Here is a 16,017-nt window from a genome sequence, read left to right as displayed (position 1 = left end):
TGCTTACTAGTTTTATTTTGAAAATAAAGAGAATATTAACCTATTTTTTGCTAAATATAAAGCTTTAGGTTTATTAGAGAAGTTAATTACAAGATTCAGTATCTTGTAATATATAATAGCTTGTGATATCATATAATTAATGAACAAATATAGTAAAAAAAAGAAATACTATAATTTTAAATATACATAATGGGTGATTTAAGGAGGAAAAGTATTGAATACACAACTTAAAAAGGGAGTATTAGAGCTATGCGTATTATCAACTGTTAGTTTTAAAGAATCCTATGGTTATGAACTGGTAACGGAAATATCAAAAAATATAGAAATATCAGATGGAACTATATATCCAATATTAAGACGTCTTACTAAAGAAGGGTATTTTGAAACTTATCTTAAGGAATCAAAAGAAGGACCTCCAAGAAAATATTATAGATTAACAGAAGAAGGGTATAAGAAAAAAGAGCAATTAGAAAAAGAATGGAAAGAATTTATACTACATGTAAATAAAATTCTTGATAAATCTGATAAGAATTAAATATATAAATAGGGGGGATAGTTATGAACAAAAAAGAATTTTTAAATATTTTATACAATAATTTAAAACTTAACTCAGAAGAAAAAGAAGAAATAATGTATGATTATAAAGAGCATTTTGATATAGGAATTAAAAATGGAAAGAATGAAAAAGAAATAATAAAGGAGCTTGGGGATCCTAGAAAGATAGCAAAGCAATATAGTGCATCTGAAAAACTAGAAAAAGCTAAAGAAAATCCTAGTGTTAGTAATATATCATCAGCTATTATAGCTGCTTTAGGATTAGGACTTTTTAATCTTATATTTGTTTTAGGATTTGCACTTGCAGGAGTAGCTATATTGTTTTCTTTTATTATTATATCTGTAGTTTTTATTTTTAGTGGGGGAATGTTTTTAATATCTCCTATATTAAGTTATTTGCCATTTGTTACTGGGCCTAATCTACCTTATATAGATGTTTTCCTTTTATCAATTATATTTATTTCAGGAGGGCTGTTAGCCTTTAGAGGTAGTGTATATTTGAATAAAGGATTTTATCATATTATGTATAGTTATATGAAAAAGAATATTGAGATAATAAAAGGTAGAAACTAAAGAGGTGGTAGTAATATGAGTAACAAAGGTAAAATAAGTAATAGATTTTTAGTAGTAGTTCTATTTGTATCTACAATAATATTTTTTGTAAGATTATATTATATGGGTAATATAGGTAAAATAATAAGTTCACCAGATAGAGTTACAGATATATTAGATGAAAGAATAATAAAAGATGAAGAATATAAAGTAGATAATATTAAAAATATATCTGTAAATGTAGATGTAGGAAGGGTATATTTATATTCTACTGAGAACAGTAATGGGCGAGTTGTAATATCTAAAAATGGAAAGGCAAATGGTAGGGATGTTAGAATACAAGAAAAAAATAATGAATTAAATATAGAGGCTAATATTAAAAATAAAAAAGTTATAAAAATAGGATTTCCTTTTAATTTACATATTTTTGATAAGAAAGATAATGAAAAATATATTGTGAAATTATATGTTCCAAAAAAATATAATAATGATATTGAATTAAAATCTAAAGTAGGTGATATAAATATTAAAAGTATAGATATTAATAATTTAAAAGTTACAGCTAATATAGCAGAAATAAGAGGAGATAGTATAAAATCTAAGAATATAAATCTGAAAGTTTCTACTGGAGAGATAAATCTTAAAAAATTAAGTGGGAAACTAAGTTGTAATAATTCTATAGGAGATATTAAAATAGAGTGTAGTAAGTTAGTTGATGATATTGATATAACTAATTCTACTGGTCAGATTAATTTATATGTTCCTGAAGAATCAGATTTTAATTTAAATGCTAAGACTCAAACTGGAGATATAAAAAATGAGTTTAAATCTATGAATGTAAATGAAAAAAGAGAGGTAGTAAAAAAATCTGTATCAGTAAAAAATGGTACAGGTAAGTATAACATTAGTTTGAAAAATTCTTTAGGTGAAATAGAAATTTTAAAAACAAGATAAATATTTTATAAGATAGCCTCTTAATTTAAGATTAAATTTTAAATTAAGAGGACTTTTTATTATTTTAAATTATAAGTTTTAATGAATTTATTAATTTTCAAATAGATAAACTAAAGAAATTTTGCTCTTTTATAAAACGTTATGTTATAGATAGTTATTTAATTATAATATTTCTTGTATGACTTAATTTTTCATAGAAAAACCTATTATTTGTTATAATACAAAATATAAAATGAAAAATTAAAATAATGTTAATTATAAATCCGAATATTGAAACAACGGAATAAATTAGTTCATTATTAGTAAAAGTCAGAACACCTTTTAGTATATAATTTCCACCTATAATTCCAAAATATAATATTCCATATCTTAATACCACTTCTTTTAAAGTTAATTTCTTATAAAGTCCTTTAATCTTAATTCTAACAATAGCTTTGCCTAAAGTTAGCCCATTTGTTATATAGACTATTAATATAAAATATATAAAAATACCAAATGCTTTTTCTATAAAATTTGTATTTTTATTTAAGAATATGCTTAAAATTAGCCAATCAATTCCTAAAGCAAAGAATCTTCTAAAGATACCCACTTTTAGTACTTCTAAATCTATATTTTTATCAAGATTACTAGAATTAGGAAGAAAAAAAGTGAACATAGGAGCTATCCAGTATCCTATAAATCCTCCTAGAGTATTTAATATAAGATCATCTATGTCAAAAATTCTGTAAGGTGCATTATAAAATCCGTATAAAGCGGAAAGTTGAGTGATTTCAAAAAATAAGGATATTAAAAATGTTATCAATACAGTCTTTTTTAAATCTTTTTTAAAGTAATATCTTAAATAAATTCCAAGTGGAGTAAGTAAGATAGCGTTAAAAGCTGCTTGTAAAAATGATCTATCCTTTAAAATATATTTATATGTGTGGATGTTTTGAAAATCTATATTAGTTTCTTTTATAAAATCATGAATAAAATTAAAAGGAATTAACTGATAATGTTTTGTTCCAGCTTTTTGTAGACTTCTAATATCACGAGTCTTAGGTAATGGCAGTATTACTAGAAAGTATGCAGTAATTAAAAACAATAAGAACGAGTATAGTATAAAAACTCTTAATTTATTAATATATCCATGTTTTCTATATTGATATATAGCAAAAGGAAAAGTAAATAAAAATGCTATAAATGGAAAAAGAAATATCGCTGTTTTAATTGGAATTAAATATGTACTCATTATATCTCCTTATATATTTTTTTTATTAATTATAGTATAAACCAATAGAAGGTGTTTATGTTAACAAAATGTATTCTATATTTGTTTTGTTTGTTAGATTTAAAGTTTAGTATTAAAAATACTAACTAGTTATTTATTTTAATGAGGTAAATTTATTTTAATAAAAATCTTTATATTATTTTAAATTACAATTATAATTAAATCAGCTAATTTTATATCATAAAGCATATAAGAATAAATATGAAGTTAAATATGTGAGTAGGATTTTTGAAATACAATTATTTATTTGAATGTGCATAAAGTAAGGTGGTAATTTTAAAGTGGGAAAAATTTATGCAGTAAGAAAAGGTAGAAATGTAGGATTATTTAATACTTGGGGGGAATGTCAAAAACAAATAAGTGGATATTCTGGAGCAGAATTTAAAGGATTTAAATCAAAGAAAGAGGCAGAAGAATATTTAAGTTATGGTAAACAAAACATAGCTCTTACTATAGATGATGAAAGTATTTTAAAAGCATATGTAGATGGAAGTTTTGAAAAGACTAAAAGTATGTATGGTTCAGGTATTGTGATTTTATTTAATAATAAAGAAGAACGATTTTATTTTGCAGGAAAAGATGAAATGTTATTAAATATGAGAAATGTAGCAGGAGAAATAAAAGCATCAGAATTTGCTATGAAATATGCTTTAGACAATAATTATAAAGAAATTAATATATACTATGATTATGAGGGAATAGAAAAATGGTGTACAGGTGCTTGGCAAGCAAAAAAAGATGGAACCAAAGCTTATAAAAAGTTTTATGATAGTATAGCAGATGAGGTGAAAGTGAATTTTATAAAGGTGAGGGCACATACAGGGGATACATATAATGAAGTAGCAGATAAATTAGCTAAGAAAGCTATAAGTGAAGAAAGATTTTTAGATATTTAAAATATAAAAAAGTAGACTGTCAAAAAATTATAAATAATTTTTGACAGTCTGTTTTATTATATAGGAACTTTAAGTCTTATAGAAAATTTAAAATCAAAATTTTTATCCTATTTTACTTTGAGGATAGGTATAACTACCATTTAAATAGATAAATTTTAACTAAAAATTAAGATTGAAATTTTCAAGTTAGTAAAAAGACTTAAAGTATTTCCATAAGCTATTAGCAAAACAAATTTTAAAATTCAATTAATATAAATATATATGCTAAAGGCCCTCTAATAAAGAGGATTTTAGATGAATTATATTTTAAATTTAAGTATCGTATGATACATATATAGTATAACATAGATATAGAAAAAATATAATAATATGTTAAAATATTTTTTTAAATACAATAAATTGAAAAGTAGTTAAAACATAATAAAAATATATAAAACTAATAAAAATGATTATTTTATACAAATATATAAGTGTTTGTATAAAAAAAGAAACTGTGCAAAAGCACAGTTTGGGAAGGAGGTTTCATAAATCTATTTAATATATTTTTTTTATAAATTGATTATATATTAATTATAAAACATAATTCTTAAGAAAACCTGTCTATTATATTACAATTTTCACAATAAATCTTACATTTTAGTAAGATACATTATATTTTAATATTCCTAAATAAATTTTACTTATTTAAGTTAATAAATTAGATTGTTATTAATAAAGTAGAAAAATATTATTACAGTATAAATTAAATAGTTATACTGTAATTGAAAAAACTTTAATTTTAATTTTAAATTAATTAAATAATAATAGATAAAACTACATATTAATAATTTAATATGTAGTTTTATATTAAAATAACAAAAATATAAAAAAATGTAAAAATGTTAATAAGTGTAACGAAAATATAAATATAATTTATATACCCGGGATTAAATTAGTAAAACAATAGAATTTATAAATAATTATTAAATGTATTAAAATTTAAAGCAATCATTCTAAATAAAGAAGGAGAATAAAAATGTTAAAAAAGAAATTGGCCATAGTTATGCTTACAGCCTTCATTACAAGTACAGTAGGATCTACTTGTGTAATGGCTAAAGAAAATAGTTCTAGTGATGAAAAACAAGATAAAGTTTTAAATAATCTTCAATCTAATACTAAAAATAGTACTAAATTTGATTTGAAATGGGATAAAGAATCAGATGCACCTAGATTTATATCAGGTGATTTATCAGATGAAAAAGTATTACAAGAAAATACTGCTTTAAAGTTTTCAAATGAAATAAAAGATGTATTTAAAATAGAAAAAGGTAAATTTAAAATATTAAAAACAGAAAAAGATGAATTAGGAAAAACACATTACCGTATGGTTTTAACTGTAGATGGTATACCGGTTTATGGAGATAATATTATAGTTCATACTGATAAAAAAGGAAAAGTATATTCTGTAAATGGAAAAGTTAAAACAAAAGTTAAAAAAGATAATTGGAAAGAAAAATTTAAAATTACAAAAGAAAAAGCTATATCCTTAGCGGAACAATGTGAAGGATTAAAAAAGGAGAGTACAGTTTATCTTGAAAAACCAACATCTAAAACTTATTTATATGAGCATGATGGAAAAGTTCAACCTGTTTATTTAATAAAACTATTTACAGTAAAGCCAGCTATTCATAAATTAAGTGTATTTGTAAATGCAGAGAATGGGAAAATTTTAGATAAGTATGATGAAACAGAAACATTAGGACAAGCAGTAAAAGGTAAGGGAATAGATCTTTCAAATAAAGAGACACAAATAAATACTTATTTTGAAAATGGCAAATATTATTTAAAAGATACTACAAGAAAAAGTGGTGCTAAAGTGATAACAGCAGACTTAAATCATATAAATGATTACAGTATTCCTGGTAAGGTAATAACTGATGATGATAATAACTTTGATGGTGAATCTCAAAAATCAGCTGTAAGCGCTCACATAAATATAGGAAGAGTGTATGATTATTATAACAAAGAACTTGGTCGAGATAGTATTGATGGTAAAGGTATGGATTTAAGAGGATGTGTTCATTTAGGCAATAAAGTAAATAATGCATTTTGGACAGGAAGTCAAATGGTATTTGGAGATGGAGATGGAGTTGAGTTTAGTCCTTTATCAGAATCTTTAGATGTTGTAGGTCATGAACTTACTCATGGAGTAACTCAATATACTTCTAATCTTGCCTATCAAGGACAATCTGGAGCCTTAAATGAAGCAATGTCAGATATTATGGGTCTAGCTTGTGAAAGTTATTTTTATGGAAATGATAAGCAAAGTTGGCTCATTGGAGATGAGGTATATACTCCAGGAAAAGATGGAGATGGACTAAGAGATATGTCTGATCCAAAGAAAAATGGAAATCCAGATCATATGAGAGATTATTTATATACAAGATATGATCATGGTGGTGTTCATACAAATTCAGGAATAATAGAAAAAGCTGCTTACAATATAGGAAAAGTTGTAGGTAAAAGAAAACTAGGTAAGTTATTTTATAGAGCAAATACCAATTATTTAGTATCTCTTAGTGATTTTGAGGATGCAAGAGAAGCTGTTATAAAATCTGCAGAAGATTTATATGGTAAAGATAGTAATGAATATAAGTTAGTTATGAATGGATTTTCAGAAGTAGGTATTGGAGATCCTTATAAAGGCAACCCTGTAAATGATAAATTTGAACCTAATAATTCAATAAGTTCTGCAGTAGGACTTGAAGAAAAAGGTATATATACTGCTGCTATTTCAAATTCAAGAGATAAAGATTGGTTTTATATAGATGCTAAATCAAAAGGAACTTTATTATTTGCTTTAGATAAACTACCAGAAGATTACGATATGTATTTATATGATGGAAGTGGAAGATTAATAGATAAATCTTATAATTATGCAACTTCAAGAGAACAAATTGTACATCAAATAAATTCAGCAGGAAGATATTATTTACTTGTAACTAGTAAATATGGAATATATGATGCATATAAACCATATCAACTAGCTGTAGCTTTTCCGAAGGAAGAAACTGGAGATAAGCCTAAAACTGAAATGAAAAAAGGGTGGAATCTTGAGAATAAAACAATAGAAGTAGATAATAAGAATAATAAAGAAGTTGTTGTAGAAAAAGAAGGTGTTTCTGGTGTAGGAGTATACTTTGACAACATTAATTTAGATAGAAACAGTAAGTTGTGTATATTAGATGAAAATGGAAAAGTTTTAAAAGAATATACAGGAAACATTGGAAGTACAAGTTTTTCTACTCATGGACATAAGATTAAAATAGTTGTAAAAACAAGTAATAGTAATGCTAAGTATAACTATAAAATATATAAAGTAGCATACTATGTCAAATAGCATTTAAATTTTAAATATCCATTTACTTAACCTAAAAAGATAAGTAAATGGATATTTTTATTTATAATAAAACAGCATATTTAAGATGTTTTTTATGTTAGGAATGTTCAAATAACATTTTAACTTAATACATAGTTAGATTAGTTAGATTATATTTGATAAATTATAAAAAAATAAACTGTGTTTTCACACAGTTTGGGAAGGAGGTTTCATAATTTATTTAATATATTTTTTATTGATTGTATATTAATTATAAAACATAAATCTTAAGAAAGTCTTTAGATTATATTATTATTTTAACAATAAATATATAATTTTTAATAAATTTAAAAAATTAATATTAAAATACAGCAATTCATTATAATCTAGGATTAGAATTATAAAATTATCATTTTAAATAAAATAATAATCCAATGAAGATTAAGATAATAAACCTAAAATAATAAGTGTTTTATAAAAAAAGAAACTGTGCTTTCACACAGTTTGGGAAGGAGGTTTCTTTAATCTATTTTAATTTGTATTTTATAAGTTCTATGGTTTAATTATAAAGCATAATTGTAAAGAAATCTTTTAGTTAATATTACAATTTTAATAATTAATATTACAGTTTTGTAACCTTTATGATTTTTACTTTTTTGTTGTAATTACAAGAGACTTTTAATAAGAAAATAATATGTTTAAACATAAACCAATGCATACTATTATTATAAAATATGAATTGCATATTTTATAAATATATAAATGATATATGATTGATTAAATATATATTATAAAAAAATATATATTATAAAAATATATACCTTGACAGGCGAGGTATATATTTTTATAATATAAGTAAGATAAATAAAAAAATATACTAAACATACCAATAAAAGTATTTTTGTTAACATAACTAAATTAAGATGAGGGGAGTGACTTTATGTCTATAACATCAGACATTATAAGAGGACATACGGAAACTATAATACTATCATATTTATCTCAAAAAGATAGTTATGGTTATGAAATAAATAAATCTATAAAACAAAAAACGGATAATCAGTATGAATTAAAAGAAGCAACTTTATATTCAGCCTTTAGAAGACTTGAAAAATCATCTATGATAACCTCCTATTGGGGAAATCAAAAGACAGGGGCAAGAAGAAGATATTATTCTATAACAGAACTTGGAAAGGCTATGTTAAAGCAGAACATAAAAGATTGGGAAGAATCTAAAAAATTAATAGATACTTTAATAAAGGTGGGGATATAGAATGTATGAAAATTTAAGAGAAAGCTTTAATAGTGTATTTGAAGATATACCAAAAACAAAAGCTGCAAAAGAACTTAAAGATGAACTTTGGGGTAATGTTATAGAAAGATATAATGATTCAAAAAATGAAGGAAAAACTGAACAAGAAGCTATAGATAACGCTATAGATGGAATAGGTGATGTAGATGAACTTTTTAAAGGATTGGAGATTGAGGATATGTTTGATAGATCTAGTATGGACAAATACAGAAAAAAGCATGCATTAGTTTTAACTGGAGCAATAGGAACTTATATATTAAGTATAGTTGTAACAATACTGTTATCAGAAGTTTTTCAAGTTAATGAGAATATAGTAGGTTGTGTATTAATTTTAATGTGTGGAATAGCTACATGTGTTTTAGTATATCATCATTCATCTAGACCTAGATATGTAAAACAAGAAGATACCGTAGTAGAAGAATTTAAAGAGTGGAAATCTTCAAGTGTTAAAGAAAGACAAATTCAAAGTTCAATTAAATCAGTAATGTGGACTCTTATTGTAGCCATTTATATTATTATAAGTTTTGTTTTTAATATATGGGCATATTCATGGGTGATATTTATAATAGGAGCGGCTGTTGAGAGAATAATAGTTTTAGTTTTTCAATTAAAAGAATAAAAGGAAGGTTAATATAATGAATAAAAATTTTATAAAAACTAAGATTATAATATGGTCTATTATAGTAGTATTTCTTATAGGAATTTTAATTTATGGTGTAACCTATAAAAAAGATTTTGGATTTAATTTTAATATCTCTAATATTGTTAGTATAAATGTAGGAGGAAAAAATTTAAAAACCCAAAAGGATAAAACCATATCATTAGATGGATGTAATAATATAAATTTAGATTTTAGAAGTTCAGACGTAATAATAAAGGAAACTAATGATTCAAAAATAAGAGTAATTGAGAAATGTTCAACTAAGCTTAGAGAAAAAGAAAAATTTCAAGTGGATAAAAGTGGAGACAGTATTAATATTAAAAGGGGTATTAGACATAGTTCATTTGGAATAGTTTTTTTTGGAGTAAGTGGACAAAAAATAGAGGTATATATTCCTAAACAATATAATAAAAACTTAAAGATAAATTTAACATCAGGAGATATTAAATTTGATTCAAATATTGGTTTGAATATGATAAAGTCTACTCAAAGTTCAGGAGATTTTTATGGAATGAATAGTATTAAGGCAAATGAATTTAATTTAGAATCAACATCAGGAGATGTTCAAATAGGAAATTTAAATACAAATATTTATAATATAGAGTTAACATCAGGAGATATAATGGCGAACTTAGTTAAAGGCTCAGGAAATGTTAAAGCTACATCAGGAGATATAAAAATTCAATATAAAGACATAAATGATTATTCTAATGTTAAGGCAAGTTCTGGAGATGTAAATTTAAAAATAAATAAAAAAATCAATTTTGATTTCAGTGGAAAATGTGGTTCAGGTGAAATTAATTCGGATTTTCCTATTAATTACAATAATCAAGAAGAAAAAGATGAAGGTACAGGTAAAATTGGCGATGATCCTTATAAAAGAATTGATGTTCAGACTTCATCAGGAGATATTAACTTAGAAAAGATATATTAGAGAATTATTTTTATAATAAACATTAAATAAAAATAAGCATGCTATAATTTATAGTATGTTTATTTTGGTTAATAAATATTTTGATATATATATTAAAAACTAGTAAAAAAGGGTGTTAATAGATGGTTATAGAGGAGTTTAAAGAAGTTTATTTAATAGAAATATTAGATTTATTTTATAAAACAGTCCATACTATAAATTCGAAAGATTATAATAAAAACCAATTAGATGCTTGGGCAATAGAAAATCCAGATAAAAAAATTTGGCTTAATTCACTTGAAAAGAATGTATCTTATGTAGCTAGAGAAAATAACAAAATAGTGGGATTTGGAGATTTAAATAATGAAAAATATATAGATAGATTATACGTACATGAAAAGTATCAAAGAAAGAGAGTTGCTTCAAAAATACTAAGTGTTTTAGAGAAAGAAGCTAAAAATTTAGGTTATAAAGAAGTCTACACCGAAGCTAGTATAACAGCTAAGCCATTCTTCTTAGCTAAAAAATATTATGTTTTAAAAAAGCAGCATAAACATCATAATGGACAAGTGTTTATAAATTATATAATGAAAAAAGATATTAATAATATGTAAATTTCATATATCATGATTTTATAGAAATTAAATTAAAATATCGTATTTTTACAGTTATCATAGAATTTATTTCTTTAGCAGCACACATAAGTTTAGTGTGCTTTTGTTGTGTTTTATTGAAAGAATTTCTAAGTAGTATGATTCAATATTGTTATTTATCCATCAATTGGATTATGTTACAATATTTAAAGGTATATATTAATACTAATTTTAAATTTCATATAAAAAAGATATAAGATAAAATTTTAATTATTTAAGGTTATTATGAATGATTTTAAAGATTTTAGAGGAGAAGACTTATGGATAAAAATATTAATATACTAGTAGTAGAAGATGATAATCATATAAATGATATGTTATCTAAATTAGTTGAAAAGAAAGGATATAATGTAATAAAAGCATATTCAGGTACAGAAGCACTTTTATATATTAAATCTGAGGATTTACATTTAGTATTGTTAGATTTGATGCTTCCTGGAATAGGTGGCGAAGAACTTTTAAAGAAAATAAGAGAAGTAAAGCAGATGCCTATAGTTGTTATATCTGCTAAATTAGATAAAGAAGTAAAAATAGAGCTTCTTAAGAATGGAGCAGATGATTATATAACAAAACCTTTTGATATAGAAGAACTTTGGGCAAGAATTTATACAAATCTTAGAAGGTATTTAAAATTTAATAATAATAATATGGAAGGACAAGTCCTAAATTATAAAGATATAAGTTTAAATAAAGAAACAAAAGAAGTTTGTGTAAATGATAAAAAAGTAACCTTAAGAGCTAGAGAGTTTAAAATATTAGAGTTATTACTGTCTCATCCTAAAAAAGTTTTTAGTAAGGAGAACCTATTTGAAAGTGTTTGGGGAAGCGAATATATGGGTGATGAAAATACAGTAAATGTACATATGAGTAATTTAAGAAATAAACTTTCAAAAGAAAATCCTAATGAGGAATACATAGAAACCATATGGGGTATGGGATACAAACTTAAAGGATAGAAGAAGATAGGTTTTAAAATCAATAACAAGTGATTAGATTAAGGTTTAAAAGATTAGTACATATTAAAATATTTATAAAAATTTGAACTATAAGATGAATCAATATAGTAATTATTTTATTATATTAGAAAGAAGGTGAACTAAAGTGAGAGTAGTTTCTTTAGCTCTCGCATGGTTGAAATGTTTAATCTATTAAAAGTTGAATTTCATAAATTAAAAACATATAAGATATTTTATTTTTTAATTTTATTAACTATACTACAAGCAGTTTCAATGGTAACTCTTTCTGATCTTTTTAGAAGGGAATGTGGACAAGATGTTTTAGTAAGAACTTTATTAGCACAACAAGGTTTATCTATCATAATTTTTTCAGGAATATTTATAGGGGATTATATAGTAAGAGAATTTACTTCAGGATATATAAAAAATTTAATAATATATGGACATAAGAGGGCTCATATAGTTATTTCTAAATTTATAACTTGTTCTTTAGGACTAGTTATAATTGGATTTACATGCCCTATTATAGTATGTGTTAGAAATACTTTTATTAATGGATATGGAACTGAATTTAATTTAGTAAGTTTTTTATTTTTAATTAGGCTTTTTATACTTATGTTTTTTGTATATAGTGTCTTAGCCGCTATAGCAGTTCTTATAGCTTTTTTATTTAGAAATTCTGAAAGTTTCGTTATATCTATGGTATTTGTATTAGATTTTATAAATAGAATAATTAATTTTTTCTCTATAAGAAACAGAAGTATGCTTGTATCAAAAATCTATAGTAAGAGTATATCTAGTAAAATGTTTGAAGCACTAAAAAACAAGGTACCTTTAACTGATTTAGTAAGTATAATATTTTATTGTTTAGTTATTATAATTATTTTCATGAGTTTATCTATATATGTATTTAAAAGAGCAGATATAAAATAGTATTTATATATTTATACAAACTATATACTAATTTTAGCTATTTCATTATTAATATGTTTGTTAAGTAAAATTCTATATTTTAATACAGTTAATGCCATCTATAAAGTTTCTAAAAAATGATTTAAAGTTATTTTTAGAAAGTTATGGGTGGTATTTTAATTATCTAGAAACTCTTTTAGGTACATGAAAATAAGGAATAAGTTAAAGATGGCAAGAATATTTTTCATATTTAATATTTATTTAAGAATTGTTTTAAGTTTTTTTATACATTGGGTATTAGAATAGTCCTTGAAGTAACAAGTTGAAAATATTAGGAGGATTATTATGAGTGAAGTATTAAAAGTAAAAAACATAAGTAAATCATATAAAAGAAATATTGTTTTAGATAAAGTGGACTTATCTTTAAATAGAGGAGAGATTGTAGGACTTGTAGGACCAAATGGTGCAGGAAAAACTACTTTAATGAAAATCATAACAAGTCTTATAAGAAAATATAGTGGAGAAGTTTATTTTGAAGGTGAAAATATAAAAAATATAAAGAATTTAAAGACAAAGCCAATAGGGTCTGTAATAGAAACACCAGGGTTTTATCCTAATTTAACAGGATATGAGAATCTATTATTCTTTGCAGAAATATCTGGCCTTAAAGATAAAAGGGAAATTGATGAAATAATTGAAAGATTAGATATTAAGAGTTATGTAAATAAAAAAGTTAAAAAATATTCTTTGGGAATGAAACAAAGACTTGGAGTTGCTCAAGCAGTTTTATCTTATCCTAAAATTTTAATTTTAGATGAACCTACTAATGGATTAGATCCAGCTATTGTTCCAAAGCTTAGAAAGTTTATAAAATATATAGCAAAAGAAAAAAATACAGCAGTATTAATATCTAGTCATATTCTTTCAGAAATAGAGCTTATGTGTGATAAAGTTGCATTCATACAAAAGGGAAAAATAATAAAAGTGGAAGATTTAAAAAATAAAGAAAGGATATGTCATAGAATAGCTTTTAAGACAAGTAAAGTTAATATAATGAAAGAATTTTTAAAAGAGAAAGGTTTAGAATTTAAGATTATAAATGAAGACACAATATATGTGAAAATAAAAGCTAATAAGATGGAAGATTTAGTTTCTAATGTTAATTCAAACAATATACCTTTTAGTGAAGTTTATAAAGTAAAAGAAAGCTTAGAAGAAGAGTATCTAAAGACAATGGGGGAAGATTAATATGGCTAAATTATTTAAATTATCGTTAGTAGATGTAAAAAATATACTTCATTCAAAAGGAATTATAGTTTGTATAATAGGAGCATTTATTTATTCAGGGCTATGGAGTTTTTTTGCAAGTTCTAGACTACATTCATTAATTGGATATACTTTTGAATTTACTAGATTTTTATATGTTGGAATATTATATGCAAGTATTTTAGTTATTCAAAATGATATAAGATTTAATACAAGTAAAGTTATATTTAGCGGAATATTTAGTAGAGTTCAAATAATGATTTCAAAATTTATGTCTTTAATTATTTTAGGATTTGTATTTTCCATAGCTGTTGAATTAAATAATTTTATAACATCTTTAATTTTAAATAATAAGATAGGGTTTTCAGGGTTTTTAGCACTAAATCATATTGAGATTATTATAACAATTATTGTTTTAACATTTTCTATGGGATCAATTATGGTCTTAACAGTAGCTATAACTTTTAAAAACAAGAAAAATACAATAGGTTTAGTATTATTTTTATCTTTGATAAATTTCTATAATGCTGCAATAGTTATGTTATCAAGAAGAGGAGCACATTTACCTAAAGGAATCTTAGAATATATGAAAACTCCTTTCTATAATGCTACAAATATAATGTATTATGATTTTCCTATAAAATCAATACTTATAAACGTTACTTGGGGAATTATCTTTTTTATAGGGGCAACTATTATTATGAACAGAAGAGAAATAAAATAATTTATATAAGATTAACTAAATTGGAGGGTTTGACGTGGAAAGAACATTAAAAGTTATGACTTTAGATGCTAAAAAGAGTGGATTTTTTAAAACTATAATAATAAATGTATTAACTTTGTTATCTATGTTTTGTTTAGTATATGCTATAGATAAAATATATAAATTTGGGGCAAATATTGATATACCTTGTATGATGATTACAGTTATACCTTATCTTCTCATAATAAATTTTTCAGTGTCTTTAGGTGAAGAATTTACAAATAAAACAGATAAAATAGTTTTTACTGGAATGTTTAAAAGAGATGAGATTATTGTTTCTAAATTAATTAGTTTTTGCATAATGAGTATAGTTATGTTTTTATTATATGATATTATTTTTATTGTATTTAATGTTTTTATAGGAAAAAATTTATCAGAAGTTTTAACTTTTGGCAATTTATTTAAAAACATATATGTATTTCTAATATATTCTTTTACTTTAGGTGCTTTTTCTTTATTAGTTTCTAGTATTACAGAAAAAGGAATGTTTACAGGAATAGTTACTTATATAATGTATTTTGATGTAACATTATTAGTTATGTCTCAGGCTTTATATAGTTCTAAAAATCAGTTGTTAAAAACTGTAATAAGTAATTGTCCTTTTTATATAGCAAATACAGGATTTAGAATACAAAGATATACTTTAAATCAATCTCTTATTATGATTGTTAGTGGAATAGTGTTTTTAGGTTTAACAATATTTGTGATTAATAAAAAAGATATGTAATATTTAATATGAGGAGATTTAATTAAATATAATTTCCATTTAAACAAAAATTTTGGTAATATAATAACGTATTATTAAAAATATATATTATAATATGTAAATGGATTTTGTTTATAATATATGTTTTGAAGTTTTAAAATGGAATTTAAATTATATGTTTAGATCTTAGATGAATTTAATTTAGAGTAGATATGAGTAATTCTAAGTAAATAAATATTTTTAAATTTGTAATTCTTTTAATAATAAAAGATAGAATTAGAGGTTAATAA

15 protein-coding genes are annotated in these 16,017 nt (G+C 23.3%); 14 read left to right on the top strand and 1 reads right to left on the bottom strand.

Features of this window, described 5'->3' with window-relative positions; genetic code table 11:
• The first annotated feature begins 214 nt into the window (after positions 1–214).
• The 3 genes from ABDZ71_RS06830 to ABDZ71_RS06820 are packed head-to-tail and all read left to right on the top strand — an operon-like array spanning position 215 to position 2,061.
• Positions 215–535, top strand: a complete 321-nt coding sequence (locus ABDZ71_RS06830) for a PadR family transcriptional regulator (RefSeq protein ID WP_343760183.1) — start codon at positions 215–217, stop codon at positions 533–535.
• 23 nt (positions 536–558) lie between these two features.
• On the top strand, positions 559–1,128 hold the full coding sequence (locus tag ABDZ71_RS06825; protein WP_343760181.1) for a DUF1700 domain-containing protein: 570 nt from the start codon (positions 559–561) through the stop codon (positions 1,126–1,128).
• A 15-nt stretch (positions 1,129–1,143) separates the two neighbouring features.
• On the top strand, positions 1,144–2,061 hold the full coding sequence (locus tag ABDZ71_RS06820; protein WP_343760179.1) for a DUF4097 family beta strand repeat-containing protein: 918 nt from the start codon (positions 1,144–1,146) through the stop codon (positions 2,059–2,061).
• Positions 2,062–2,215: 154 nt separating this feature from the next.
• On the opposite strand, the gene ABDZ71_RS06815 is transcribed toward ABDZ71_RS06820, so the two are convergent.
• A complete protein-coding gene (locus ABDZ71_RS06815; protein WP_343760177.1) occupies positions 2,216–3,292 on the bottom strand; it encodes a VanZ family protein in 1,077 nt (358 codons plus the stop codon).
• 320 nt (positions 3,293–3,612) lie between these two features.
• Between ABDZ71_RS06815 and ABDZ71_RS06810 the strand changes: the two genes are divergently transcribed.
• From ABDZ71_RS06810 to ABDZ71_RS06760, 11 genes are all read left to right on the top strand, one after another.
• Positions 3,613–4,227 carry a ribonuclease H1 domain-containing protein gene (locus tag ABDZ71_RS06810; protein WP_343760175.1) on the top strand — a complete coding sequence of 205 codons (615 nt, stop codon included), beginning with the start codon at positions 3,613–3,615 and terminating at the stop codon, positions 4,225–4,227.
• Between the two features lie 1,015 nt (positions 4,228–5,242).
• Positions 5,243–7,606 carry a M4 family metallopeptidase gene (locus ABDZ71_RS06805; RefSeq protein WP_343760173.1) on the top strand — a complete coding sequence of 788 codons (2,364 nt, stop codon included), beginning with the start codon at positions 5,243–5,245 and terminating at the stop codon, positions 7,604–7,606.
• A 919-nt stretch (positions 7,607–8,525) separates the two neighbouring features.
• On the top strand, positions 8,526–8,858 hold the full coding sequence (locus ABDZ71_RS06800; RefSeq protein ID WP_343760171.1) for a PadR family transcriptional regulator: 333 nt from the start codon (positions 8,526–8,528) through the stop codon (positions 8,856–8,858).
• A gap of 1 nt (position 8,859) precedes the next feature.
• Entirely contained in the window at positions 8,860–9,516 is a 657-nt protein-coding gene (locus ABDZ71_RS06795; RefSeq protein WP_343760169.1) for a permease prefix domain 1-containing protein, read from the top strand.
• 16 nt (positions 9,517–9,532) lie between these two features.
• A complete protein-coding gene (locus tag ABDZ71_RS06790) occupies positions 9,533–10,492 on the top strand; it encodes a DUF4097 family beta strand repeat-containing protein (protein ID WP_343760167.1) in 960 nt (319 codons plus the stop codon).
• 122 nt (positions 10,493–10,614) lie between these two features.
• Positions 10,615–11,085 (top strand): GNAT family N-acetyltransferase, encoded by a 471-nt coding sequence (locus tag ABDZ71_RS06785; RefSeq protein WP_343760165.1) that lies wholly within the window; start codon positions 10,615–10,617, stop codon positions 11,083–11,085.
• 299 nt (positions 11,086–11,384) lie between these two features.
• On the top strand, positions 11,385–12,080 hold the full coding sequence (locus ABDZ71_RS06780) for a response regulator transcription factor (protein ID WP_343760162.1): 696 nt from the start codon (positions 11,385–11,387) through the stop codon (positions 12,078–12,080).
• A 180-nt stretch (positions 12,081–12,260) separates the two neighbouring features.
• On the top strand, positions 12,261–13,013 hold the full coding sequence (locus tag ABDZ71_RS06775) for an ABC transporter permease (RefSeq protein ID WP_343760160.1): 753 nt from the start codon (positions 12,261–12,263) through the stop codon (positions 13,011–13,013).
• A 324-nt stretch (positions 13,014–13,337) separates the two neighbouring features.
• Positions 13,338–14,240 carry an ABC transporter ATP-binding protein gene (locus tag ABDZ71_RS06770; RefSeq protein WP_343760158.1) on the top strand — a complete coding sequence of 301 codons (903 nt, stop codon included), beginning with the start codon at positions 13,338–13,340 and terminating at the stop codon, positions 14,238–14,240.
• Between the two features lies 1 nt (position 14,241).
• Positions 14,242–14,982, top strand: a complete 741-nt coding sequence (locus tag ABDZ71_RS06765; RefSeq protein ID WP_343760156.1) for a hypothetical protein — start codon at positions 14,242–14,244, stop codon at positions 14,980–14,982.
• A gap of 34 nt (positions 14,983–15,016) precedes the next feature.
• The gene (locus tag ABDZ71_RS06760) at positions 15,017–15,748 is read left to right on the top strand and encodes an ABC-2 transporter permease (RefSeq protein WP_343760154.1); all 732 of its coding nucleotides are present in this window, start codon (positions 15,017–15,019) and stop codon (positions 15,746–15,748) included.
• Positions 15,749–16,017: the final 269 nt, after the last annotated feature.

The organism is Clostridium oceanicum (assembly GCF_039521385.1).
Lineage (GTDB): Bacteria > Bacillota > Clostridia > Clostridiales > Clostridiaceae > Clostridium_F > Clostridium_F oceanicum.
The sequence above is the reverse complement of the archived record's forward strand: the minus strand, read 5'-3'. Positions and strand labels throughout refer to the sequence as shown.

Coding starts and splice junctions, on each gene's coding strand:
- ABDZ71_RS06825 (WP_343760181.1), top strand. CDS start 559: ATGAACAAAAAAGAATTTTTAAATATTTTATACAATAATTTAAAACTT.
- ABDZ71_RS06820 (WP_343760179.1), top strand. CDS start 1,144: ATGAGTAACAAAGGTAAAATAAGTAATAGATTTTTAGTAGTAGTTCTA.
- ABDZ71_RS06815 (WP_343760177.1), bottom strand. CDS start 3,292: ATGAGTACATATTTAATTCCAATTAAAACAGCGATATTTCTTTTTCCA.
- ABDZ71_RS06805 (WP_343760173.1), top strand. CDS start 5,243: ATGTTAAAAAAGAAATTGGCCATAGTTATGCTTACAGCCTTCATTACA.
- ABDZ71_RS06800 (WP_343760171.1), top strand. CDS start 8,526: ATGTCTATAACATCAGACATTATAAGAGGACATACGGAAACTATAATA.
- ABDZ71_RS06795 (WP_343760169.1), top strand. CDS start 8,860: ATGTATGAAAATTTAAGAGAAAGCTTTAATAGTGTATTTGAAGATATA.
- ABDZ71_RS06790 (WP_343760167.1), top strand. CDS start 9,533: ATGAATAAAAATTTTATAAAAACTAAGATTATAATATGGTCTATTATA.
- ABDZ71_RS06785 (WP_343760165.1), top strand. CDS start 10,615: ATGGTTATAGAGGAGTTTAAAGAAGTTTATTTAATAGAAATATTAGAT.
- ABDZ71_RS06780 (WP_343760162.1), top strand. CDS start 11,385: ATGGATAAAAATATTAATATACTAGTAGTAGAAGATGATAATCATATA.
- ABDZ71_RS06775 (WP_343760160.1), top strand. CDS start 12,261: ATGTTTAATCTATTAAAAGTTGAATTTCATAAATTAAAAACATATAAG.
- ABDZ71_RS06770 (WP_343760158.1), top strand. CDS start 13,338: ATGAGTGAAGTATTAAAAGTAAAAAACATAAGTAAATCATATAAAAGA.
- ABDZ71_RS06765 (WP_343760156.1), top strand. CDS start 14,242: ATGGCTAAATTATTTAAATTATCGTTAGTAGATGTAAAAAATATACTT.